21 protein-coding genes are annotated in these 20,007 nt (G+C 62.8%); 14 read left to right on the top strand and 7 right to left on the bottom strand.

From position 1 onward, the window contains the following. Positions 1-6: 6 nt before the first annotated feature. From ACZ5YA_RS19250 to ACZ5YA_RS19240, 3 genes are read left to right on the top strand one after another with little or no spacing between them, the layout of a single operon-like run. Complete coding sequence (locus ACZ5YA_RS19250; RefSeq protein WP_059373952.1) at positions 7-948, top strand: ABC transporter permease; 942 nt, start codon at positions 7-9, stop codon at positions 946-948. 19 nt (positions 949-967) lie between these two features. Next, a complete protein-coding gene (locus ACZ5YA_RS19245; protein WP_118931473.1) occupies positions 968-1,930 on the top strand; it encodes a sugar ABC transporter substrate-binding protein in 963 nt (320 codons plus the stop codon). 12 nt (positions 1,931-1,942) lie between these two features. Further along, positions 1,943-2,683 (top strand): ATP-binding cassette domain-containing protein, encoded by a 741-nt coding sequence (locus ACZ5YA_RS19240; protein ID WP_059373950.1) that lies wholly within the window; start codon positions 1,943-1,945, stop codon positions 2,681-2,683. 86 nt (positions 2,684-2,769) lie between these two features. Here the strand turns inward: ACZ5YA_RS19240 and ACZ5YA_RS19235 are convergent, their stop codons facing one another. From ACZ5YA_RS19235 to ACZ5YA_RS19225, 3 genes are all read right to left on the bottom strand, one after another. Then, on the bottom strand, positions 2,770-3,051 hold the full coding sequence (locus ACZ5YA_RS19235) for a peptidylprolyl isomerase (protein ID WP_059373949.1): 282 nt from the start codon (positions 3,049-3,051) through the stop codon (positions 2,770-2,772). Positions 3,052-3,211: 160 nt separating this feature from the next. Beyond that, positions 3,212-4,657: a M81 family metallopeptidase gene (locus ACZ5YA_RS19230; protein ID WP_464091087.1), complete on the bottom strand. Its 1,446-nt coding sequence runs from the start codon at positions 4,655-4,657 to the stop codon at positions 3,212-3,214. 11 nt (positions 4,658-4,668) lie between these two features. Next, complete coding sequence (locus ACZ5YA_RS19225) at positions 4,669-5,643, bottom strand: Bug family tripartite tricarboxylate transporter substrate binding protein (RefSeq protein WP_059373947.1); 975 nt, start codon at positions 5,641-5,643, stop codon at positions 4,669-4,671. A gap of 192 nt (positions 5,644-5,835) precedes the next feature. Here ACZ5YA_RS19225 and ACZ5YA_RS19220 point away from each other — a divergent pair, with 192 nt between their 5' ends. Further along, positions 5,836-6,756, top strand: a complete 921-nt coding sequence (locus ACZ5YA_RS19220) for a LysR family transcriptional regulator (protein WP_059373946.1) — start codon at positions 5,836-5,838, stop codon at positions 6,754-6,756. Positions 6,757-6,788: 32 nt separating this feature from the next. Here the strand turns inward: ACZ5YA_RS19220 and ACZ5YA_RS19215 are convergent, their stop codons facing one another. Next, entirely contained in the window at positions 6,789-7,805 is a 1,017-nt protein-coding gene (locus ACZ5YA_RS19215) for an amino acid ABC transporter substrate-binding protein (protein WP_059373945.1), read from the bottom strand. A gap of 140 nt (positions 7,806-7,945) precedes the next feature. Between ACZ5YA_RS19215 and ACZ5YA_RS19210 the strand changes: the two genes are divergently transcribed. Beyond that, complete coding sequence (locus ACZ5YA_RS19210) at positions 7,946-9,070, top strand: FUSC family protein (protein WP_464091086.1); 1,125 nt, start codon at positions 7,946-7,948, stop codon at positions 9,068-9,070. 9 nt (positions 9,071-9,079) lie between these two features. Here the strand turns inward: ACZ5YA_RS19210 and ACZ5YA_RS19205 are convergent, their stop codons facing one another. Both ACZ5YA_RS19205 and ACZ5YA_RS19200 read right to left on the bottom strand, forming a co-directional pair. Next, positions 9,080-9,928, bottom strand: a complete 849-nt coding sequence (locus tag ACZ5YA_RS19205; protein WP_464091085.1) for a DMT family transporter — start codon at positions 9,926-9,928, stop codon at positions 9,080-9,082. Positions 9,929-10,039: 111 nt separating this feature from the next. Then, a complete protein-coding gene (locus tag ACZ5YA_RS19200) occupies positions 10,040-10,948 on the bottom strand; it encodes a LysR family transcriptional regulator (RefSeq protein ID WP_251878873.1) in 909 nt (302 codons plus the stop codon). Between the two features lie 97 nt (positions 10,949-11,045). Between ACZ5YA_RS19200 and gstA the strand changes: the two genes are divergently transcribed. After that, positions 11,046-11,651 (top strand): glutathione transferase GstA, encoded by a 606-nt coding sequence (gstA, locus tag ACZ5YA_RS19195; protein ID WP_464091084.1) that lies wholly within the window; start codon positions 11,046-11,048, stop codon positions 11,649-11,651. Between the two features lie 28 nt (positions 11,652-11,679). Here the strand turns inward: gstA and ACZ5YA_RS19190 are convergent, their stop codons facing one another. Beyond that, positions 11,680-12,414: an SDR family oxidoreductase gene (locus ACZ5YA_RS19190; RefSeq protein WP_464091083.1), complete on the bottom strand. Its 735-nt coding sequence runs from the start codon at positions 12,412-12,414 to the stop codon at positions 11,680-11,682. A gap of 111 nt (positions 12,415-12,525) precedes the next feature. Here ACZ5YA_RS19190 and ACZ5YA_RS19185 point away from each other — a divergent pair, with 111 nt between their 5' ends. The 8 genes from ACZ5YA_RS19185 (at position 12,526) to ACZ5YA_RS19150 (ending at position 19,977) form a co-directional block, all read left to right on the top strand. Next, entirely contained in the window at positions 12,526-13,341 is an 816-nt protein-coding gene (locus tag ACZ5YA_RS19185) for a LysR family transcriptional regulator (protein ID WP_251878879.1), read from the top strand. A 134-nt stretch (positions 13,342-13,475) separates the two neighbouring features. Then, positions 13,476-14,465: a tripartite tricarboxylate transporter substrate binding protein gene (locus ACZ5YA_RS19180; RefSeq protein ID WP_464091082.1), complete on the top strand. Its 990-nt coding sequence runs from the start codon at positions 13,476-13,478 to the stop codon at positions 14,463-14,465. A gap of 351 nt (positions 14,466-14,816) precedes the next feature. Continuing rightward, positions 14,817-16,178 carry a tyrosine-type recombinase/integrase gene (locus ACZ5YA_RS19175; RefSeq protein WP_086913968.1) on the top strand — a complete coding sequence of 454 codons (1,362 nt, stop codon included), beginning with the start codon at positions 14,817-14,819 and terminating at the stop codon, positions 16,176-16,178. A 98-nt stretch (positions 16,179-16,276) separates the two neighbouring features. Continuing rightward, the gene (locus ACZ5YA_RS19170; RefSeq protein ID WP_086911660.1) at positions 16,277-16,636 is read left to right on the top strand and encodes a type II toxin-antitoxin system RelE/ParE family toxin; all 360 of its coding nucleotides are present in this window, start codon (positions 16,277-16,279) and stop codon (positions 16,634-16,636) included. A gap of 2 nt (positions 16,637-16,638) precedes the next feature. Further along, positions 16,639-16,959 (top strand): helix-turn-helix domain-containing protein, encoded by a 321-nt coding sequence (locus ACZ5YA_RS19165; protein WP_086913969.1) that lies wholly within the window; start codon positions 16,639-16,641, stop codon positions 16,957-16,959. 37 nt (positions 16,960-16,996) lie between these two features. Continuing rightward, positions 16,997-17,962, top strand: a complete 966-nt coding sequence (locus tag ACZ5YA_RS19160) for an ABC-three component system protein (RefSeq protein WP_086911661.1) — start codon at positions 16,997-16,999, stop codon at positions 17,960-17,962. Then, complete coding sequence (locus tag ACZ5YA_RS19155) at positions 17,946-18,194, top strand: ABC-three component system middle component 8 (protein WP_086911662.1); 249 nt, start codon at positions 17,946-17,948, stop codon at positions 18,192-18,194. The genes ACZ5YA_RS19160 and ACZ5YA_RS19155 overlap by 17 nt, the downstream gene beginning before the upstream one ends. Beyond that, a complete protein-coding gene (locus ACZ5YA_RS19150; RefSeq protein ID WP_086911663.1) occupies positions 18,181-19,977 on the top strand; it encodes a DUF2326 domain-containing protein in 1,797 nt (598 codons plus the stop codon). Before ACZ5YA_RS19155 ends, ACZ5YA_RS19150 begins: the two co-directional genes overlap by 14 nt. The last annotated feature ends 30 nt before the right edge of the window (positions 19,978-20,007 follow it).

The raw sequence follows: 20,007 nt of genomic DNA, 5'->3' as shown, positions 1-20,007 counted from the left end.
GAGTCGATGCGCGGCATCCTGGAAAAGTACGGCACGGCAATCGCGGGATTGGTCCTGGTGGTTTTCTTCGCATTGGCGGCCCCGAATTTCGCGGCACCCAATAATCTCTTGAACATCGCCAAGGAAACCAGCTTCCTGGCCATCATCGCCATCGGCTTCACGCTGGCGCTGGTCACGGCCGAACTGGACCTGTCCGTGGCCGACGTCGCCAGCCTCGCGGCGGTCGTCACGGGCGCCCTGGTGCATACCGGTCAGCCGGTGCTTCTGGCGATAGGCGCGGGCCTGGGCGTAGGCCTTTTGTGCGGCCTCGTGAACGGCATCGCCGTCACGCGGCTGCGCGTGCCCTCACTGATCGCGACGCTGGGCATGGCGGCCATGGCGCGCGGCTTCGCCTTCATGTTGACCGATGGCGTGTCCTATGTCGGCCGCTGGCCCGCCGTCTTCACGGACCTCGCGCGCGGCAAGCCCTTCGGCGTTCCCGCCCTGGTGTTGTGGATGCTGGGCGCCGTGCTGCTTGCCTACTTTTTGGTGAAATGGACCCGCACCGGCGCCCGCATGACCGCCACCGGCGAGGCCGGTGAGTCCGCGCGGCTGGCCGGCATCAACATCCGCGCCATGAAAAGCATAGGCCTGGCGCTGTCCGGCCTGTGCGCGGGGCTGGCGGCCGTGCTGCTCACGTCCAGCCTGTCTTCGGCCGCGCCCAACATGGCCGGTGACTACTTCCTGTACGCCATCGCCGCGGTGCTGCTGGGCATGACCATGTTCAACCCCGGCCACGCCAACATACCTGGCACGCTGGTGGCCGCGCTGATCCTCAAGGTGCTGGGCAACGGCCTGGTCCTCATGGGCGCGCCGTATTACGTGCAGGACATCGTTCTGGGCTTCATCATCATCGCGTCCGTCGCGGTGTCATCGGCCGTGCTGAAGAAAGCGGCCTTCAAATTCTGATCGGAAGGGGAAGAGAACCATGCGTAAATCCTTGATGCGCAATCTGCTGTTGGCCGCGTTTTCGGTGCAGGCCCTGGCCATGGGCGCGGCCGCGCACGCCTTCGATGTGGGTATCGTCGCATTCCAGATGTCTTCGGAAACCCACGCGCGCGTCGCCAACGCCGCTGCCGAAGCCGCCCGCTCCAAGGGCTGGACCGTGACCCAGCTGAACGCCGAAGGGTCGCTGCCCAAGCTGGCCGAACAGCTCGACACCCTGGTCAACAAAAAGGTCGACGCCATCGTCATCGCCATGGGCAAGCCCGTTGAAACCGATGCGCAGCTGCAGGCCGCCAAAGAGAAGGGCATACCCGTCGTCGGCGTGATGTCCGGCGCCAGCCCCCACATGCTGTTCGACGTCGAGGTCAACGAATACGCCACTGGCGCCCAGTCCGTGCTCTACATGCTGGGCAAGATGGGCTACCAGGGCAATATCCTGTCCGCCCGCTTCGACGGCAACTCCGGCACCCGCATCCGCGGCAAGATGCTGGATGCCGTCCTGACCGAGAACACCGCCGTCAAGGACCTGGCCAAGTTCAGCATGGCCCGCACCCAGAGCTGGCGCGACGATGTGCGCAACGGCATGCAGGCGCTGCTGCTGCGCCATCAGGGCCAGTTCAAGGGCATCTGGGCCTCGTTCGACGGCCAGGCCTATGTCATCGACGATCTGCTGCAGGCCCAGGGCATGAAGAAGGGCGACATCACGCTCGTGTCCGTCGACGGCAGCCCGGAAACCTATCGCCGCATCGCCGATCCCAACAGCCTCGTCACCGCCACCATGATGATTCCCTTCGAGCAGATGGGCACCAAGGCCATCTACGCCATCGACCGCATCGTCGTGAAGAAGGAACCCAGGGAAACCATCGCCGCCGGCCCCTACCTGTTCATGGACTCCGTCCTGGTCGACGCCAGCAACGTCCAGAAATTCCTGCAACCCGCCAAGTAAGAGCCAGCAGCCATGACCGCCGCGTTGTCGCTACGCCAGATCAAGAAGTCGTATGGCGCCGTCGAAGCCCTGAAGGGCGTGGACCTGGACGTGCCGCAAGGCAAGGTCATGGCCATCTGCGGCGACAACGGCGCGGGCAAGTCCACGCTCATCCGCATCATCTCCGGCGCGCAGGAACCCAGCGGCGGCGCGATGAGCTTGAACGGCCAGCAGGTCATGTTCGGCTCGCCCCACGATGCCCTGGTGCAAGGCATCGCCACCATCTACCAGGACCTGGCGCTGGCCCCGCGGCTGTCGATCTGGGAGAACATCTTCATGGGCGCCGAACTGGTGCGGCGCGTGGGTCCGTTCAGCGTCCTGGACAAGCGCCGCATGGCGCAGGATGCGCGCGGCTACCTGCAGCGCCTGTCCGTGCCCATCGATGACATGGACCGTCCCGTGGAACGCATGTCCGGCGGCCAGCGCCAGGCCGTCGCCATCGCCCGCGCCCTGCGCTGGGACGCCCGCGTCGTCATCATGGACGAACCCACCGCCGCGCTGGGCGTCAAGGAGACCGCGCTGGTGCTGAACCTGGTGCGCAAGCTGCGCGAGGAAGGGCGCACCGTGATCCTCATCAGCCACAACATGGCCGACGTGGTGGCGTTGGCGGACAGGGTTGCGATCCTGAAGAGCGGGACCAAGGTCATCGAGCGCGACGTGGCCGGGCTGGACGCGGATGCGCTGGCGCACATGGTGATGACGGGCAAGGAATAGATTCCTGGCGCGCTCTTTCGAGCAGACAAAAAAAGGCCGCCGCCAGATTCTTCTGGCGGCGGCCTTTTCGCGTGCAGCAGCGGGACTTAGTCCTTGCGGCTGGTCACTTCAACCAGGTGGTAGCCGAACTGGGTCTTCACGGGACCCTGGACCACGCCGACCGGGGCGCTGAACACCACGGTGTCGAATTCCTTGACCATCTGGCCCGGACCGAACGTACCCAGGTTGCCGCCGTCGCGCGAGGACGGGCAGCTGGAGTTTTCCTTGGCCAGCTGAGCGAAGTCGCCGCCGTTCTCGATGGCGGTCTTCAGTTCGTTGGCCTTGGCTTCGGTGGAGACGAGGATGTGGCGGGCGGAGGCTTGTGCCATTTGGGGCTCCTTGCGGACTTGAATTGGGGAGGGGGAGAGTAACGCATTCAGCGGACGGGCGCTGGATAGGCTAGGGTAACTCGCGGATGATGAACCGCTGACGACTGTTGTGTATCCCTTCAATACAAGACGCCCGGCCGCCTGAGCGCAGGGAACTTTGTCACATATCGATCGGCCACTTTGGCCTATGAATATGCTTATACGGCAGCTTGCTCTGATCCAACGTCGCCGACCCCGGCGCATCCGCAAACACCACAGCCCGCGCCACCTTGGCGAACGACGCCTGGAAATGCTGCGCCGACTTCACCACGATCAGCGTCTTCTCCTCCAACCGGCAGCCCAGCTGGGTGAAGACATCGGTATCCATGGCCTGGGCCCGTACCGTGATCAGCACGATTTCGATGCCATCAGCCTCGACCAGGGCGGAATTCCCTACGACAGCCGGCGATCCGGACAGTCCCGTCATGACCATGTCCGGCACCAGTGCCTTGACGGTGCACATCAGGTCCAGCGGGTCCCCGGACAGGGGGCTGATCTTGCCCCCGATGCGCAAGGGCAAGCGCGCGCCTACGCCGGCGCTGAAAGCGATGCGGACGGCGATGGGATCCCACATGGGGCCGATAGCCACATTGCGCACACCCCTTTCCAGCAGGCGCCGCAGCAGGAAGGTGGAGTCGCCCGCACCACCCCCGCCCGGATTATCGGCCGCATCGGCGATGACGACCGGCATTGCGCCGTATGCCAAAGCCTGGTCGATGGCTTCGTCCGGTTTGGGGTAGACGGGCGTCAATGCTTCGCGCATGCCTATCAGCTCGTCAGCCAGGCGCCGCGCCAGTTGCTGGGCGGCTCGGGCATCGCCATCGGCATAGACCAGCAGCTTGGTCCCCATGTCTGGCACATCGCCCCAGGCGAAGCTGTGCACCAAGGAAATGGAGAGTATGCCGTCGCGGCCTTCCAGCGCGCTGATGCGGTCGATGTAGCTGCGCGCCGGTTCCTGTGGCGTGCGGATGGTGACGACCATCTCGCAGTCGATCACGGCGGCCACAGGAACAATGCGCCGATCGACGATCGCCGCGCAGAAGTCCACCAATTCCAACGCGCGTTCGCGGATGTCGGTGTGGGGATATTCCTTGTAGGCGACCAGCATGTCGGCGTTGGCGACCATGGCGTCCGACAGGTGGCAGTGCGGATCCAGCTCCGCGCCCACCACGACCTCGGGGCCGACGATTTCGCGTATGCGTGCCAGCAGATCGCCTTCGCAGTCTTCGTAGCCGTCGGCCACCATGGCGCCGTGCAGGCCCAGCACCACCATGTCGACGGGCAGCGCTTGCCGTAGGTCGCGCAGCAGTTCATCGCGCAGCGTTTCGTAAGCGTGGCGGGTGGTGATGCCGCCGGGCTGGGCGCCGGCGGCCATGCCTTCGATCACGGTCCAGCCGTGTTGCGCGCCGCGCTGGCGCGCTGCCCACAGGGGTCCGCTGAATATGGTCATCTCGGGAGGATGGGTGCCGGCGGGGTAGTAGCCCCGGTCGGCGAAGTCATCCAGCGAGGTGGGCAGCGGAGCGAATGTATTGGTTTCCGTGGACAGCGAACCGGTGAAAACGCGCATGGTAAGAGTGCTTAGTCCGCGGTGGCGCCGGAGGCCTTGACCACGTCGGCGTACTTGGCGATTTCGGAAGCGACGTGCTGGCGCAGTTCTTCGGTCGTACCGCCGCCGGGCGTGGCGACCATGCCGGCGAGCTTTTCCTGGATTTCCTTCTCTGCCAGGATCGCGTTGACTTCCTTGTTCAGCTTTTCCACGATGCCCGCGGGCGTGCCGGTGGGCGCGAACAGCGCGTACCAGGACGTCATCTCGTAGCCCTTGACGGTGGCGTCGATGGTGGGGATCTCGGGCGCGAAGGGCTGCACGGTAGCGCTGGTGACGCCCAGTGCGCGCAGCTTGCCGCCCTGGATGAGCTGCATGACGGAAGGCGCGGTGTCGAACATCACCTGGATGCGGCCGGCCATCAGGTCGGTGAGGGCAGGCGCGCTGCCCTTGTACTGCACGTGCTCCATCTGCACGCCGGTCATCATCTTGAACAGTTCCGCCGACAGGCGCGTGGACGAGCCCGCGCCGGACGAGGCGAAGAAGATGTTCTTGGGGTTGGCCTTGGCGTAGTCGATGAACTCCTGCACCGTCTTGGCCGGCACGGTGTTGTTCACCACCATGATGTTGGGGAAGCGCGTCAGTAGCGCCACCGGCGCGAAGTCCTTCTGGAAGTCGAAGGACAGTTCCTTGTACAGAGACACGTTGATGGTGCTGGCGTTCGAGCCCAGCAGGATGGTGTAGCCGTCGTTGGGCGAGCGCGCCACGGTGGCGGCGGCGATGTTGCTGGCGGCGCCGGGACGGTTTTCGACCACGAAGGTCTGGCCCAGCTTGTCCGACAGGCGGCCGGCGATCAGCCGCGCCACGGCGTCGGACGAGCCGCCCGGCGCGTAGCCGACCACGAGCTTGACGGGCTTGCTCGGGTAGGCGGCCTCCGGGGAAGCGACCGCGGCTTGCTGACTGAATACGCTCAGGGTTGCGGCAGCGAGGATCGAAGCGAAGAGTTTCATGCTTTAAGGCTCGAAATGGGCGTTACCTCGCATTGCCGCCGCTGCTGGCTTCCAGCTTGCGGCTCGCAACCGAGCGGATTTGAAAGTACGCGCATTATTCGCAATCGCCGCCCTGTAAATCAATGTAAGCTGAGGGGAAGTTTGTTGCTAAAAAGGCAACGATTTGAAGAAATCATAGAAATGGGGACAAGTATGGACGGAGGTTTGAGCGCGCGGCGCCTGCAGTATTTCTTCGAGGCGGTCACCACCGGATCGGTGCGCGGGGCGGCGGAACGCCTGGGCGTGGAGCCTTCCATCGTCAGCCGCCAGATCCAGCTGCTGGAGACGGAATTGGGCGTGGCGCTGCTGGAGCGCAAGGGCCGCGGCATCGTGCCCACCGACATGGCCGCGATTGTGATGGATCACTGCCGCGACCGGCAGGCCAGCGAGCAGGCCTTGCGCGCCCGGCTGGACGAGGTCAACGGGTTGCAACGCGGCGACATCCAGATCGTTACCAGCGAGGGCTTCGTCGATATCCTGATGAGCGGCGTGGTGGATGCGTTCTGCCGGCAGCATCCTGGCGTGCGGGTTTCGTTGAAAGTGGCCGGCGCTTCCGACGCGGTGCGCGCTGTGGTGCACGACGACGCGCATATTGGCGTGGTGTTCGGCGCGCCGGCGGACCCCGGCATACGCGTGGTGCACACGCGCAACCATCCGCTGTGCGTGATCGCGTGGCCGGATCATCCGCTGGCCCGGCAGCGCAAGCGGCCGACGCTGAAGGACGTGGCGCGCTATCCGATCGCGCTGATGGGGCCGGGCTTCGGTTTACGCCAGCTGATCGAGATGGCTGAGCTGTCCGAGAACATCGTGCTGTCGCCCAACTTCATCGCCAACTCGGTGGTGACGCTCAAGCGCTATGTGGAAAGCCGTCTGGGGCTGACCTTCACGTCGGCGAACTCGGTGGTGAAGGAGGTCGCGCGGGGCGAGCTTGTGGCGCTGCGCACCACCAATCCCATCTTCGAAGCGGCGCAGACGCGGCTGATCGTGCGGGCCAACCGGCCGCTGACCAGCGCGGCAAGAGGCATGCTGGAAAAAATCCAGGCATCGCCGCTGTTCCACGGCGCGAAGCCGTAGCGGGCGATGCCTGGCGCGGGCCTGCCGTGCCTTTAGCGCACGGGCCAGCCGTACATCAGGCCGCCGTCGCGGTAAGAAGCGTTCAGGCCGCGCGGCAGCTTCAGCGGGCTGCTGGGGCCAAGGTTCTTCTCAAAGCTCTCGCCGTAGTTGCCGATGTTCTTGATGATGTTGTAGGCCCACTTGTCGTCCACGCCCAGGTTCTTGCCCATGCCCGGCGTCACGCCCAAAAGGCGCTGCACGTTGGGGTTGGTGCTCTTGAGCATTTCGTCGACGTTCTTGGACGTGATGCCGTATTCCTCGGCTTCCAGCATGGCGAACAGGGTCCAGCGCACGACGTTGAACCATTGCTCGTCGCCCTGGCGGACCATCGGACCCAGCGGCTCCTTGGAGAAGTTCTCCGGCAGGATGTCGTACTTTTCCGGGTTTTCGAGGTTGCTGCGTGCCGCGGCCAGCTGCGACTTGTCGCCGGTGAAGGCATCGCAACGGCCCACCGCGAAGGCGCGGATGATCTCGTCCAGGCGCTCGACGACCACGGGCTTGAAGACGATGTTCTGCGAGCGGAACCAGTCGGCCAGGTTGAGTTCGGTGGTGGTGCCGGGCTGCACGCAGACCGTGGCGCCGTCCAGCTCCTTGGCGCTCTTCACGTTCAGGGACTTGTTCACCATGATGCCCTGGCTGTCGTAGTAGTTCACGCCCACGCCGATCAGGCCCAGCGTGGTGTCGCGGGTCAACGAGAGCGTGGTATTGCGGGGCAGCACGTCGACTTCACCGGATTGCAGGGCGGTGAAGCGCTGCAGCGCGCTGACGGCCATGATCTTGGCCTTGGAAGCGTCGCCGAACATGGTGATGGCCAGCGCGCGGCACAGGTCCACGTCCAGGCCGATCCAGCCGCCCTTGCTGTCGTTCACCGAGAAGCCGGCGACGCCGGTGGACACGCCGCATTGGACGAAGCCCTTGTTCTTGACCGCCTCGAAAGTCGCGCCGGCGTGGGCGGTCAAGGACGAAATGAGTAAGGCGGTGCCTGCCGCGGCCAGTTTGAGTGCTTTCATGGGTGTCTCCGCGCCATCCGGCGCATTTGTAGCGATCAGCCGAAGGCTGAGGTGCGGCGAATGGTAGCCAGCGGCATAAGGGGGGAGAATCAGGGAATTCCCGTTAAATCCGTCCGGCGGAATTTTCTACAGGCCTGTCCATGAACAAGAACGAAGAACCCTCCGAGCGCGGCTCCGCCGCATGGCGCGGGTACAGCTGGGCCAAGGCGCGCCTATTGGGCGTGTGGCGCGAACTGATCCGGGTCAACGCCAGCGACCGGCCCTGGGAAATGCCCCTGGCCGCGGCCCTGTCCTCAGGGCTGCCCTTGTTGGTGGGCGCCTATTTCGGACGCATGGATTACGGCCTGATGTCCAGCCTGGGCGGCATGGTGTTCCTGAGCCTGCCCAATTCTTCGCTGCAGCACCGCATGATGATGCTGCTGGCGGCGTCCTTCGGCATGGTGGCCTGCTATGCCGTGGGCGCGCTGACGCAGTTCTGGCCCGCGGTCATGCTGGTGGCGCTGACCTTCATTGCCATGGTGGTGAACATGGTCTGCCGCTGCTACCGGCTGGGCCCGCCGGGCAGCCTGTTCTACATCATGGCGACCGCGATCGCGGCCTACACGCCGGGGCGCGTGGAAGAAATTCCCACACGCGTCGGCATGGTGGCCCTGGGTAGCCTGGTCGCGTGCCTGGTGGCGTTTGTGTATTCCCTGCACATGACGCGGGTCGCGCCGCCGCCGCCCGAAACCGCGCTGCCCAGGCCCACCCTCGATTTCGTGGTCTACGACTCCGTGATCATCGGCCTTTTCGTGGGCGTGTCGCTGCTGGTGGCCGAGCTGCTGCAATTGCCGCGCCCGTACTGGGTGCCCGTCAGCTGCCTGGCCATTATCCAGGGCGCGACCTTGATGGCGGCGTGGAACCGTCAGCTGCATCGCATCCTGGGTACCGCCGTGGGCTTGTGCGCGGCATGGGCCTTGTTGAGCCTGCCGCTGAACGTGTGGACGCTGAGCCTGGTGATGATGGCGCTGTCGTTCGGCATCGAAACGCTGGTGGTGCGCCACTACGCCAGCGCCGTGGTGTTGATCACGCCCCTGACGATCTTCCTGGCCGAGGCGCCGCACCTGGGCCAGGGCTATCCCGCGGCCGTCATCGAGGCGCGCTTCCTGGATACGGTGGTCGGCGCATTCATCGGCGCCGTGGGCGCGGTGCTGCTGCACAACCAGCGCATCCGGCCGCGCCTGTCGCGCTGGATGCGGGCGGTGCTGCCCAAGCGGGTGAATTGAAGCGGGCTGTCAGGGGGGCTGCTTCTTGACCAGCACCACCAACGCGATGCCGAGCAGGATCAGTACCGACGCCGTTACCAGGATGCCGGTCACAGGCTCATCCAGGAACAGGGTCCCGCCAAATGCCGTCAACACCGGCACGCTGAGCTGCACGGTGGCGGCGTGAGTCACTTTCAGGCCTTTGAGCGCCGCGTACCAGAAGACATAGCCCAGGCCTGAGGTCACCGCACCGGAAGCCACGGCATATGCCACGCCCGCGGCATCGTAGCTCACGCGTGAACTCAGCCCATGCAGCAGGAATAGCAGCAACGCGACAGGCGTGGCGCGGATGAAGTTGCCCGCCGTCGCCGACGCCGCGTCCTTGGCGCCGCGGCCCAGCAACGAATAGGCGCCCCACGCGATGCCGGCCACTATCATCAGCAAGGCGTGGAACAACGGCGGCGCGCTGACGCTGGGCAGCATCAGGATCACTAGACCGGCCACCGCCAGTCCTATGCCCAGCCCCTGCGTGGCGCTCAGCCTCTCGCCGATGAAGAATCCATACAGGATCATGCTGATCTGGATCGACGCGAACAGCAGCAAGGCGCCCGTGCCAGCCGAGATCTGGGTGTACGCATAGGCGAAGGCCACGGCATAGGCCAGCAGCGCCGACGCACCACGCCAATTGCCTTCCAGCTGTTTCGCCGGTTTGCGAAGGCGCAACACCAGCCACAGCACCAATGCGCCGGAAGCGATGCGGATGGCCACGAAGGTGGCGGGATCGATGGCGGTGTGCTTGAGCGCAAGGCGGCACAGCAGCGAGTTGCCGGCGAAGGCGAGCATGGAGAGCAGGGTAAGCGCGTACAGGCGGGGTGTCATGGCGCGTTGTTTCCCTAGGGCAGCGCTTCGCGAATCCAGATGGAACGACAACCAGATCGTAGCGCGGAGTTTCCACTGCCGGGGGGGAGGGGGATGCGCGTGCGGTTCGTCTCAGCGGGTACGTACTTTGGCCGAAGCCTTTGGACTGAAGGCGAGGGCTGCATGCTTCCAAAGCGCGTCCACCGCCGCGGATTTCCGGCTGGCCGCGGAACGCACCAGGCCGAACTCCCTGCGCGCCGCCGGCGTCAGCGGCAAGGCCCGGAGCTGGCGCATGTCCGAGGGCAGGGTGGACTCGGGAACCACCGCGGCCCCCATGCCCTCGCGCACCAACGCGCAGGCGCTGGCCCAATCGCGGACCGTAACGCGGATGTCGTTGAGCTCCAGCCCGGCCTTGCGCGCAAGGCTCAGGCCATTCACGGCACAGCCGCCGGTCGCCAGAATGAACGGCTCATCGGCCAAGTCGGCCAGCGCAATACCTCGCGACGACGCGCGGCGGCTGAATGGGTGTGCGCCGGGCAGCAGCGCCATCCAGCGGTCGCGGCCCAGGATCAGGGCTTGCCTTGGCGCTGTAGGGTTCATCACCACGCCCAGATCGATGGCGCCGCGCGACAGCCAATCTTCGACCTCTTCATCCGTACCTTCCAAGGCCACCACCTCGATGCCGGGGTGGCGCTGCCGGAAGCTATGCAGCAGGGAGGGCAGCAGCGTCGAGATGACCGAAGGAAAGCTGCCCAGGCGGATGCGGCCCTGGCTCAGTCCCTGGCTGTCGTCGGCAAGCGCGCGGATGGACTCCAGGTGAGACAGCATCGCGCGGGCGTGATCGATGACCTGTTCGCCCAGGGCGGTTACCGCCACTTCCTTGCGCGAACGGGTGAAAACCTGGAGCCCCAGCGACGCTTCCAGTTGCGCAATGGCCTGGCTGGCGCCGGACTGGGTAATGCCCACGCGCTCGGCGGCGCGCGAGATGTTGGCCGTGTCGGCCGTCGCGACGAGCAGGCGCCAATGCCCCAGGTTCAACATATTAAGTAGCTGAGCTAATGATAAGAGAATGGAGCATTAATTTTACCTGTGTGTAGCGGCGCGAGAGACTGCTCCCCTGTTGTTCCCTGGAGATGTCATGAAGCTTTACTACGCCCCGCATACCTGCTCGCTGTCGCCGCATATCGTCTTGCGCGAACTGGAGCTGCCATTCGAACTGGTCAAGGTAAACAACCAGACCAAGCAGACCGCGGACGGCCGCGATTTCCGCACCATCAATCCCAAAGGCTATGTCGCCGCGCTGGAACTGGGCCAGGGCGACGTGCTGACGGAAGGGCCGGCCATCGTTCAGTACCTTGCCGACCTGCGGCCCGTCATGCAGCTAGCGCCGCCCAACGGCACGCGCGAGCGTACACGCCTGCAGGAATGGCTCAATTTCGTGAGCAGCGAGATCCACGCGGGCTCGGCGCCCTTGTTCCAGACTGCCTTGCCCGAAGCCGCCAAGGCGCATTTCCGCGAACGGCTCTTCAAGCGCTTCGACTACCTGGACGGCATCCTGGCCGAAAGCACCTACTTGATGGGCGAGCAGTTCAGCGTGGCCGATGCCTATCTGTTTACCGTGCTGGGGTGGTGCAGGTTCTTCGCGATCGACCTGGATCGCTGGCCATCCCTGGCGGCATACGCCGCGCGCATCGGAGAGCGCCCCGCGGTGCAGGCCGCGCTGCGCGCGGAGGCGCAGGGCTGAACGTCATACGGTCACGGCAACGGATGCCTCACGCCTGCTGGCGCGTGGCCGCCAGCACGATTTCCCGCACGCACACGCCGTCAGGCTGTGCATAGGCGTAGTGGATGGCGTTGGCTACGTCCTCGGCGGCCAGCACCTTGCCGCCCATCCCGGCCTTCCAGGCTTCGTAGCCCGTCTTGATGTCCGCGTCGGTGGTATGGCCCAGCAGTTCGGTTTCCACGGCGCCCGGCGCGATGGTGGTCACGCGCACGTTGTGCGCCGACAGTTCCTCGCGCAGGTTTTCCGAGAGGCCGTGCACGGCGAACTTGGTGCCCACGTAAGCCACGTGATTGGGGAAGGTCTTGCGCCCGGCGACTGAACTGATGTTGATGATGCTGCCGCGCTTGCGCTGCACCATGCCCGCCGCGACCGCATGCACGCCGTTCAGCACGCCTTTGACGTTCACGTCCAGCATCCGGTCCCATTGATCCGGGTCCTGGCGCGTAATGTCGCCCAACAGCATGACGCCCGCATTGTTGATGAGCGCATCGGCCGGACCGAAGCGCGCCTCGCCTTCCTGCACAGCGGCGGCCAGCGCGGCGCGGTCGGTCACGTCCACGGATAGCGCCAGGGTGTCGGGCAGGTTCAGCGCCTGCATTTTTTCCAGCCGGCGCGCCAGCAGCAGCAGCGGGTGGCCGTGGGCCGAGAACAGGCGGGCGGTGGCCAGGCCTATGCCGGAACTGGCGCCCGTGATGATGACGAGGGGCTTTTTCAAGGTAGACATGGCGGACTCCTGATATCGGTTTTATGTATGCTTGAGTGTCGGGAATCATTCTATTCCCAGGGGTTTTCCCTGAGAAATGGTTTATTCCTTTGGAAGAAATCGGAAAAACTTATGGATAGCCGTCAGCTCAAGGCCTTTGTCGCCGTCTTCGAAGAGCGCAACATCACGGCCGCTGCCCGCCGTTTGCACCTGAGCCAGCCCGCGCTGTCCGGCACGATCAAGAGCCTGGAGGACTTGCTGGGCACGCAATTGTTCGCGCGCCAGGCGCGCGGCGTGGCCGTGACGGAGGACGCCCGCATCTTGTATCCGCAGGCGCGCCGCATCCTGTCGCAAACGGACTCGATGACGCATCAGTTCCGCCAGGGTTCGTCTGCGTCGCGCATCGAAATCGGCGTGGAGGCGGACATTGCGGGACAGGACATTGCCGCCTTCATGCGCGCGGCGCGGGAGGCCGTGCCGACGCTTTTCGTGAGCCTGCTTGAGGGGTGTCAGGGCGATGCCCGGCTGGCGACCGAGGACGAGCGCTGCGAGGACGAGCTGTTCCTGCCGCTATCCGTCGATCCTTACGTGCTGGCCAGACCGGCAGGCAGCGGCGCCGAAGCCGCATTGCCCTGGATCGTGTGCCCGGATCATCCGACGCATCAGCGTCTGCTTCCCTACTATGGCGCCGGGGCAAACACGCCGGCCGCCCACGCAGGATCGCTGCGCCTGGCATTGGCATTGACGGCGGCTGGCGCAGGCATATGCGTGGCGCCGGAGTCCCTTGCTCGCAGTCAGGCCGGCGTGAAGACCAGGCCGCTGGAAGGGCTGGAGATGTCGCGGCGCATCGGGCTTTGCTATGCGGTGCAAGCGCTGGACAAATCCGCCGTGGCAACCCTGGTGGAGCGGTTTCGGGATCATGCGTTTCAGACCACGCACGCAACATAAAAAAGGCCGGCCAACGCAACCGAGCGTCGCGGAAAGCAGGGCGCAAGACTGCAACTTCACTCGTTAAGTTGTAGTCTTGCGCCTTTTCGCCAATAAACGTGGCCGCGCAGCGGCCGATAAGAGAGGAGATAACTATGACGATGCTATCCGGCGCCAAGCTGGGCAGGGCGGTATTGGGGATGACGCTGGCTGCCGTGGCGTTTGCCGCATCGGTTTCCAATGCGCACGCGGACGACTACCCTTCACAGCCGATCAAGCTGATCGTGCCCTTTGCCGCCGGAGGCGGCAATGACGGGATCGCGCGTCTTCTGGGGCAGCTGCTGTCCGATGGCCTGAAGCAGCCCGTGGTGGTGGAGAACCGCCCAGGCGCGGGCGGCAAGCTGGGCGTGGAGCAGGGCCTGAAGGCAACGCCCGATGGCTACACCCTCACCTTGATTTCCAATAGCTATTCCGTCAACCCCAGCCTGTACAAGCTGCCATTCGATCCGGTGGAAGACATGACCCCGATCGGCATGATCGCGCGTGCCCCCTTCTTCGTGTCGGTCAATCCCGGCGTGCCGGCGGACAGCCTGGGCGATCTGGTGGCCCTGGCCAAGAAGAAGCCGGGCGGATTGACCTATGCCTCGTCCGGCACGGGCGGCATATCGCATCTGGCGATGGAGGCCTTCTTGAAGACGGCCGGTATCACCATGGTCCACATCCCCTACAAGGGGTCCGCGCCGGCTCTGACGGACACGGTATCAGGCCAGGTCAACGTAATGCTGACCACGGCGGGTTCGACGCTGCCTTACCGCGAGGACAAGCGCCTGAAGGTGCTGGCCGTGACCTTGCCGCAGCGCGTGTCCTCGGCGCCCGATATCCCGACGGTGCGCGAGGCTGGCGTGCCGTATGACGTGACGGTGTGGTACGGCATCATCGCGCCCAAGGGCGTGCCGCCGCAGGTGCAGGCCAAGCTCAACGCCGCGATCAATGCCGCGGTTGTCATGCCCGAGATGGCTAATCGTCTGAAGGCTACCGGGGAAGAGGCCGCGCCGGGTAGCCCGCAGGATTTTCGCGATCAGATCGTGAAGGAGATTTCTTTGTGGGGCGATGTGGTGCGCGAGGCGGGAGTGACCGTGAATTGACCGTCTCGCGGGAAACTAGGCACAGGACTGTCTGTACCCCAAGATTGTTTAGAGCAGCCCGTGCCTAAGTCGGACATGAAAAAAGCCGTTGACGACAAACGTCAACGGCTTTTTGAATTCTGGTGCCCGGGGCCGGAATCGAACCGGCACGCCTTGCGGCGGGGGATTTTGAGTGCTGACTTTTCCGATACGCTGGCCTTTGCCAGGGCACGATACAGTGCTTTGCGCTCAGTTCCCCCGAATGGGCCTTAGCGCTGATCATACCTTGGCCTAGTACCGCATTCGACCTGATTGACTTTTGCCCGGCTCCTAGCTGGCTCCTGCGTTCAGGTCGCAACCCAAGGAGATCAGATGGCCAAAATCAAGCTTACCAAGACTACCGTAGACGCAGCGAAGGCTGGCGTGCAGGATATTGAACTGCGTGACACGCTGGTGCCCGGTTTCCTATGCAAGGTGACGCCGACCGGGCGCAAGGTGTTCATGGTCCAGTATCGGACGAATGCAGGAGAACGCCGGAAACCCGCTATCGGGCTGTTCGGGGAGTTGACTGTGGAACAGGCCCGATCAATCGCTCAGGATTGGTTGGCCGAGGTGCGGCGCGGCCAAGACCCGAGCGCACTCAAGGCGGCGGCGCGGCAAGCGCCGACCGTGAAAGAACTGTGCGTGCGCTTCATTGAAGACTATTCAAAGCCGCACAATAAGCCGAGCACAGTTGCCAGCAATCGAAAATACATCTCGCTGCATATTGGCCCCGCCTTGGGCAGCATGAAGGTCCCGGATGTCACGCGCCAGGATGTTGTCGCTCTGATGAAGAAGCGGGAAAAGGGGCCGACGGGGGCAAATCGCGTGCTCGCCTGCCTGCGCAAGATGTTCAATATGGCCGAGGTATGGGGCTACCGGCCGGACGGCTCTAACCCTTGCAAGCATGTCCAGAAGTACCCGGAGAAGGGCAAAACCCGGCTTATTACCGACGTGCAGCTGTCTCAGCTGTATGCATACCTGGAGCGATCTGACGCTGAAGGCTTGGAGCACCCGACCCTGACCCTTGCGATCCGGTTGCAGTTTGAGTGTGCCGCGCGCATGTCCGAGATCCTGACGCTTCGCTGGGAGTGGGTCGATTTCCAGAATCGGCGGATTGTCTGGCCCGACAGCAAGACCGGGGGCATCTCCAAGCCTATGAGCGAGGAGGCAGTGCGCCTGCTGACGAATGCGCCGCGCTTCGGAGAGTCGCCGTTTGTCTGCCCGGCGATTTTCAAGCCCTCGCGCCCACTGCCGAAGCACACCTACTACCAGGGCTGGAAGCGCATCCTCGACCGAGCCGGTGTTCCGCACATCGGAACGCACGGCATCCGGCATCGGGCGGCCACAGACATCGCCAATTCCGGGGTGCCGGTAAAGGTCGGGATGGCGTTGACAGCGCACAAGACGGTCACAATGTTCATGCGGTACGTACACACGGAGGACGACCCGGTGCGCAACGCCGCCGATCTGGTGGCCGCCAGACGCAAAGGCCTGGTGGAGGATGGTCGAACTGCGGCGACAGTGCCCACACCGTCTTATGGCGGTATTGAGGTTCCGGTAGCAGCAACTGGCGTTGTATCGAAAGCGTCGGCGGGAGCCTATCGTCCGTTTCGCCATCGGCGCACCGAGGAGCGGGCAGTGCCGCCTGGGACAAAGCGCACAGAGGCCCAGGCAGGCACAGAGGGAGCTTGAAATGCCTTGCCCCATCACACAAGGTGCCTGGCAAGGCGTCTCCATTCGCGGGCGTACAAATTCAGGTTGCCCGATCTATTCCCGAACGGATATAATTCATGACTGAAAAGCGACGACCATTGTTCTGGGAAGGCTCCTCGAAGAAGGATTTCAAAGAGTTTCCCATTCCAGCCCAGAAGGATATGGGCGTTGCGCTGTTTGTGGTGCAGTTGGGTCGCATGCCGGATTCTTCGAAGCCCTGGAAAGGGCTGGGGTCAGGCGTGTACGAACTGGTGGAAGACCATCGGGGCGATACTTTTCGCGCGGTCTACACTGTGCGGGTAGGTGATGCCGTTCATGTGCTGCATGCGTTTCAGAAGAAGTCCAAATCCGGTATTGCGACGCCGCAGCCGGATGTGGACCTGGTTGAAAAACGGTTGAAGGCAGTTCTTGCCCGGTACGGGCTCAGCGGGAGATGACGATGCGAAGCAAAGACAGCCACAAGGGCACGGACAACGTTTTGACTGATCTCGGGTTCGAGGACGCGGAGGAGTTGTCGGCGAAGGCCGTGCTCGCCGTGAAGCTCAATGAACTAATCGAAAAGCGGAGCTTGAGCCAAACCCAGGCGGCGGGCATCACCGGCATGACGCAGCCTAAGGTGTCACAGGTGCGTCAGTACAAACTCCAGAACATCTCACTCGAACGCCTGATGCAGGCGCTCGTGTCGCTTGATCAGCAGGTGGAGATCGTCGTTCGTCCTGCTCGCCGCGCACACGGCGCAGGCATTACGGTGGCGGCTTGATGTTCAGGCGTGAACAAACGCCAGGCGTGGCGGTGCGATGAAGTTTGCTTACGAAGACTTGAGCGACGACCAGTTTGAGAAGCTGGTCGTGTTCTTGTGCCAGCGCCTGCTTGGCATCTCTGTGCAGGGGTTCGCCAAAGGGCCTGATGGCGGGCGTGATGCGAAGTTCGTCGGGACGGCTGAACTCCATCCGAGCAAGGCTGCCCCCTGGGTTGGTACGACCATCGTCCAGGCCAAGCACACCAACGGCTATAACCGAAATTTTTCGGAGTCTGATTTCTTTAGCACTACGGCGCAGAACACGGTACTCGGCAAGGAAATTCCGCGCATCAAGAAGTTGCGTGACAGCAAGCAGCTCGACCATTACATGCTGTTTGCCAACCGCCGCTTGGCTGGCAACGCCCAAAGCGAGATATGTGAGTACCTCGCAGCGCAGTGCGGCATTCCCTCTTCGTCGATCTACTTGTGTGGCCTGGAGCAGTTGGAAGTCTGGTTGAAGACCTTCCCAGATGTGGTGGGAAAGGCTGACCTCGATCCAGTCGATTCGCCGTTGATTGTCAGTCCCGATGACCTTGCTGAAGTCGTGCAGGCGTTGGCGCGGCAGAAAGACGGGGTGTCGGCACTGCTTGACGATCCGCCGACCACGCGGGTGACATATGAGCAGAAAAACCTGCTTAATAACATAAGCGCCGAGTATGCAAAGGCGCAGCGCAGAAAGTACCTGAAAGAGACGGCTCAGATTCGTGCATTTCTGGCCGCCCCGGAAAACCTTGAACTGCTGCACGTATACGAATCGGTGGTCGATGAGTTTGAACTCAAAATCATTGCTAAACGCAAGGACGATCAGACTTTTGACGAAGTGATGGAGTACCTGGTGGATCTGTTGTTTAACCGTGATCCCGTCTTGCGGCAGCATGCCCACAAGCGCCTGACCCGTGCCGTGCTGTTCTACATGTACTGGAACTGCGATATCGGGGAGGTGGGCGATGCTGCGGCCGACTAAGCACTCGCATCCGGACCGCACGGTCATCAACGTGTCGCTATTGCTGTTGGCACGCCTCAAATCGCGCCGGTTGGACGACTACGACAACTTGCGCAAGTATGCGAAGAAGACCGTCAGCGGCGGCGATGTGCTGTTCCTGCCAGCGCTGAACTTTCTTTATCTGATGGGACTGATCGACTATCGTCCCAAGACTGACGCTGTGGAATACGTTGGGCCCAATGAAGCTTTCTAGACTCTATTCGAACAAACCAGAACAGTTCGAGCCCGTGGACTTCGTCGCGGGCTTGAACGTCGTCATGGCGGAGATACGCCTGCCGGAGAACCGCGACAAGGACACTCACAATCTAGGCAAGACCACGCTGGGGCGGCTGCTCGACTTTGGTTTTCTCGCGGGCCGCGACCCAAAGTTTTTTCTCTTTAAGCATCTCGACCTTTTCAAAGACTTCGTTTTCTTCCTCGAAATCGAGCTGCAGGATGCCTCGTACGTGACCGTGCGTCGCAGTGTGGAAGAGGCGAGCAAGATCAGCTTCAAGAAGCACCAGGCTGGCCATCAGGACTTCTCGGCCCTACCGATGTCAGAATGGGATCATCAGGACGTGCCGTTTGATCGCGCACGCGATCTGCTCGATGGCCTGCTGGATTTGCGCGCGCTAAAGCCCTGGTCTTTCCGCAAGGGGCTGGGCTACCTGTTGCGATCACAAGACGATTTCCGCGATGTGTTCCATCTGCGTAAGTTCCAGGCCGCACATGCCGACTGGAAGCCGTTCCTCGCTCATATCCTGGGCTTCGATGCACCCTTGATCGTGCAGCACTACGACAAGGAAACGGAACTCACGCAGAAGCAGACTACCGCACAGACCATCAAGGATGAACTGGGTGGGTCCATCGAGGACATTAGCAAGATTGAAGGCCTGTTGCTGCTTAAGCAGAAGGAAGCTGAGAAGAAGCAGAAGCTGCTCGACGCCTTCGACTTCCGGGCTCAGGACAAGGATCGCACCAAGCAAGTGGTCGACGACGTTGATGAGCGCATCGCAGCACTCAACGCCGAGCGCTACTCGCTGAACCAGAATAGGAAGAAAATCCTGGCGTCACTGGAGGAGGATCAGATCCTGTTCAATCCCGACGAAGCGCAGCGGATGTTTGAGGAAGCGGGCGTACTGTTCAAAGGGCAGATCAAGAAGGACTTCCAGCAGTTGATTGCTTTCAACAAGGCCATTACGGACGAGCGTCGCGGTTATCTCCAAGAGGAGCGTACGGAGGTCGAAGCTGAACTGAAGCGCATCAATGCCGAACTGAATGCATTGGGCAAGAAACGTTCGGACATGTTGTCGTTCCTTAGCTGCACCGACGTGTTCACCAAATACAAGCAGGTGTCCGATGACATGGTGACGCTGCGTGCCGACATCACGTCCCTGGAGCGTCAGCGGGGTTTCCTGCACCGACTGCAAGAATTGCGCACGGACATCCGCGCATTGACGGAAGAGCGCGGTCATCTGCAAACGCAGATCGAGGCAGACGTTGAAAGGCAGAACTCGGACAAGAGCAGCCTGTTCTCGGTCATCCGCCTGTTCTTCAGCGAGATCGTCGAAGAGGTGATCAACCGCAAGGCTTTGCTCAGCGTATCACCCAATAAAGAAGGGCATCTGGAGTTCAAGGCCGAGATTCTGGACGAATCCGGTAATGCGACGAGCGCTGACCTCGGGCACACCTACCGCAAGCTGCTGTGCATCGCCTTCGACATGGCAATCCTGCGTGCCCATATCGAGGACAAGTTCCCGCGCTTCGTCTATCACGACGGCGTGTTCGAGTCGTTGGATGATCGAAAGAAGGAAAACCTCTTGGCCGTCATTCGTCGGTATGCCGACCTTGGTCTTCAACCCACCATCACCTTGATCGATTCCGACTTGCCCGTGCGCACAGAGAAGGATGAGCCGGTATTCAGCAAGGATGAAATCGTGGTGAGCCTGCATGACGAAAACGAGCAAGGCCGCCTATTCAAAATGAAAGCTTGGTGACATTGCGTGGCACGGATCATCAGGACACGG

This window comes from Achromobacter sp. JCM 18799, from assembly GCF_055395645.1.
Note: the sequence above shows the minus strand (reverse complement) of the source record. Positions and strands in the feature narration are given on the sequence as shown.

Excerpts from the sequence above, each read along its gene's own strand:
- ACZ5YA_RS19250 (WP_059373952.1), top strand. The coding sequence starts at position 7 with ATGCGCGGCATCCTGGAAAAGTACGGCACGGCAATCGCGGGATTGGTC.
- ACZ5YA_RS19245 (WP_118931473.1), top strand. The coding sequence starts at position 968 with ATGCGTAAATCCTTGATGCGCAATCTGCTGTTGGCCGCGTTTTCGGTG.
- ACZ5YA_RS19240 (WP_059373950.1), top strand. The coding sequence starts at position 1,943 with ATGACCGCCGCGTTGTCGCTACGCCAGATCAAGAAGTCGTATGGCGCC.
- ACZ5YA_RS19235 (WP_059373949.1), bottom strand. The coding sequence starts at position 3,051 with ATGGCACAAGCCTCCGCCCGCCACATCCTCGTCTCCACCGAAGCCAAG.
- ACZ5YA_RS19230 (WP_464091087.1), bottom strand. The coding sequence starts at position 4,657 with ATGCGCGTTTTCACCGGTTCGCTGTCCACGGAAACCAATACATTCGCT.
- ACZ5YA_RS19225 (WP_059373947.1), bottom strand. The coding sequence starts at position 5,643 with ATGAAACTCTTCGCTTCGATCCTCGCTGCCGCAACCCTGAGCGTATTC.
- ACZ5YA_RS19220 (WP_059373946.1), top strand. The coding sequence starts at position 5,836 with ATGGACGGAGGTTTGAGCGCGCGGCGCCTGCAGTATTTCTTCGAGGCG.
- ACZ5YA_RS19215 (WP_059373945.1), bottom strand. The coding sequence starts at position 7,805 with ATGAAAGCACTCAAACTGGCCGCGGCAGGCACCGCCTTACTCATTTCG.
- ACZ5YA_RS19210 (WP_464091086.1), top strand. The coding sequence starts at position 7,946 with ATGAACAAGAACGAAGAACCCTCCGAGCGCGGCTCCGCCGCATGGCGC.
- ACZ5YA_RS19205 (WP_464091085.1), bottom strand. The coding sequence starts at position 9,928 with ATGACACCCCGCCTGTACGCGCTTACCCTGCTCTCCATGCTCGCCTTC.
- ACZ5YA_RS19200 (WP_251878873.1), bottom strand. The coding sequence starts at position 10,948 with ATGTTGAACCTGGGGCATTGGCGCCTGCTCGTCGCGACGGCCGACACG.
- gstA (WP_464091084.1), top strand. The coding sequence starts at position 11,046 with ATGAAGCTTTACTACGCCCCGCATACCTGCTCGCTGTCGCCGCATATC.
- ACZ5YA_RS19190 (WP_464091083.1), bottom strand. The coding sequence starts at position 12,414 with ATGTCTACCTTGAAAAAGCCCCTCGTCATCATCACGGGCGCCAGTTCC.
- ACZ5YA_RS19185 (WP_251878879.1), top strand. The coding sequence starts at position 12,526 with ATGGATAGCCGTCAGCTCAAGGCCTTTGTCGCCGTCTTCGAAGAGCGC.
- ACZ5YA_RS19180 (WP_464091082.1), top strand. The coding sequence starts at position 13,476 with ATGACGATGCTATCCGGCGCCAAGCTGGGCAGGGCGGTATTGGGGATG.
- ACZ5YA_RS19175 (WP_086913968.1), top strand. The coding sequence starts at position 14,817 with ATGGCCAAAATCAAGCTTACCAAGACTACCGTAGACGCAGCGAAGGCT.
- ACZ5YA_RS19170 (WP_086911660.1), top strand. The coding sequence starts at position 16,277 with ATGACTGAAAAGCGACGACCATTGTTCTGGGAAGGCTCCTCGAAGAAG.
- ACZ5YA_RS19165 (WP_086913969.1), top strand. The coding sequence starts at position 16,639 with ATGCGAAGCAAAGACAGCCACAAGGGCACGGACAACGTTTTGACTGAT.
- ACZ5YA_RS19160 (WP_086911661.1), top strand. The coding sequence starts at position 16,997 with ATGAAGTTTGCTTACGAAGACTTGAGCGACGACCAGTTTGAGAAGCTG.
- ACZ5YA_RS19155 (WP_086911662.1), top strand. The coding sequence starts at position 17,946 with ATGCTGCGGCCGACTAAGCACTCGCATCCGGACCGCACGGTCATCAAC.
- ACZ5YA_RS19150 (WP_086911663.1), top strand. The coding sequence starts at position 18,181 with ATGAAGCTTTCTAGACTCTATTCGAACAAACCAGAACAGTTCGAGCCC.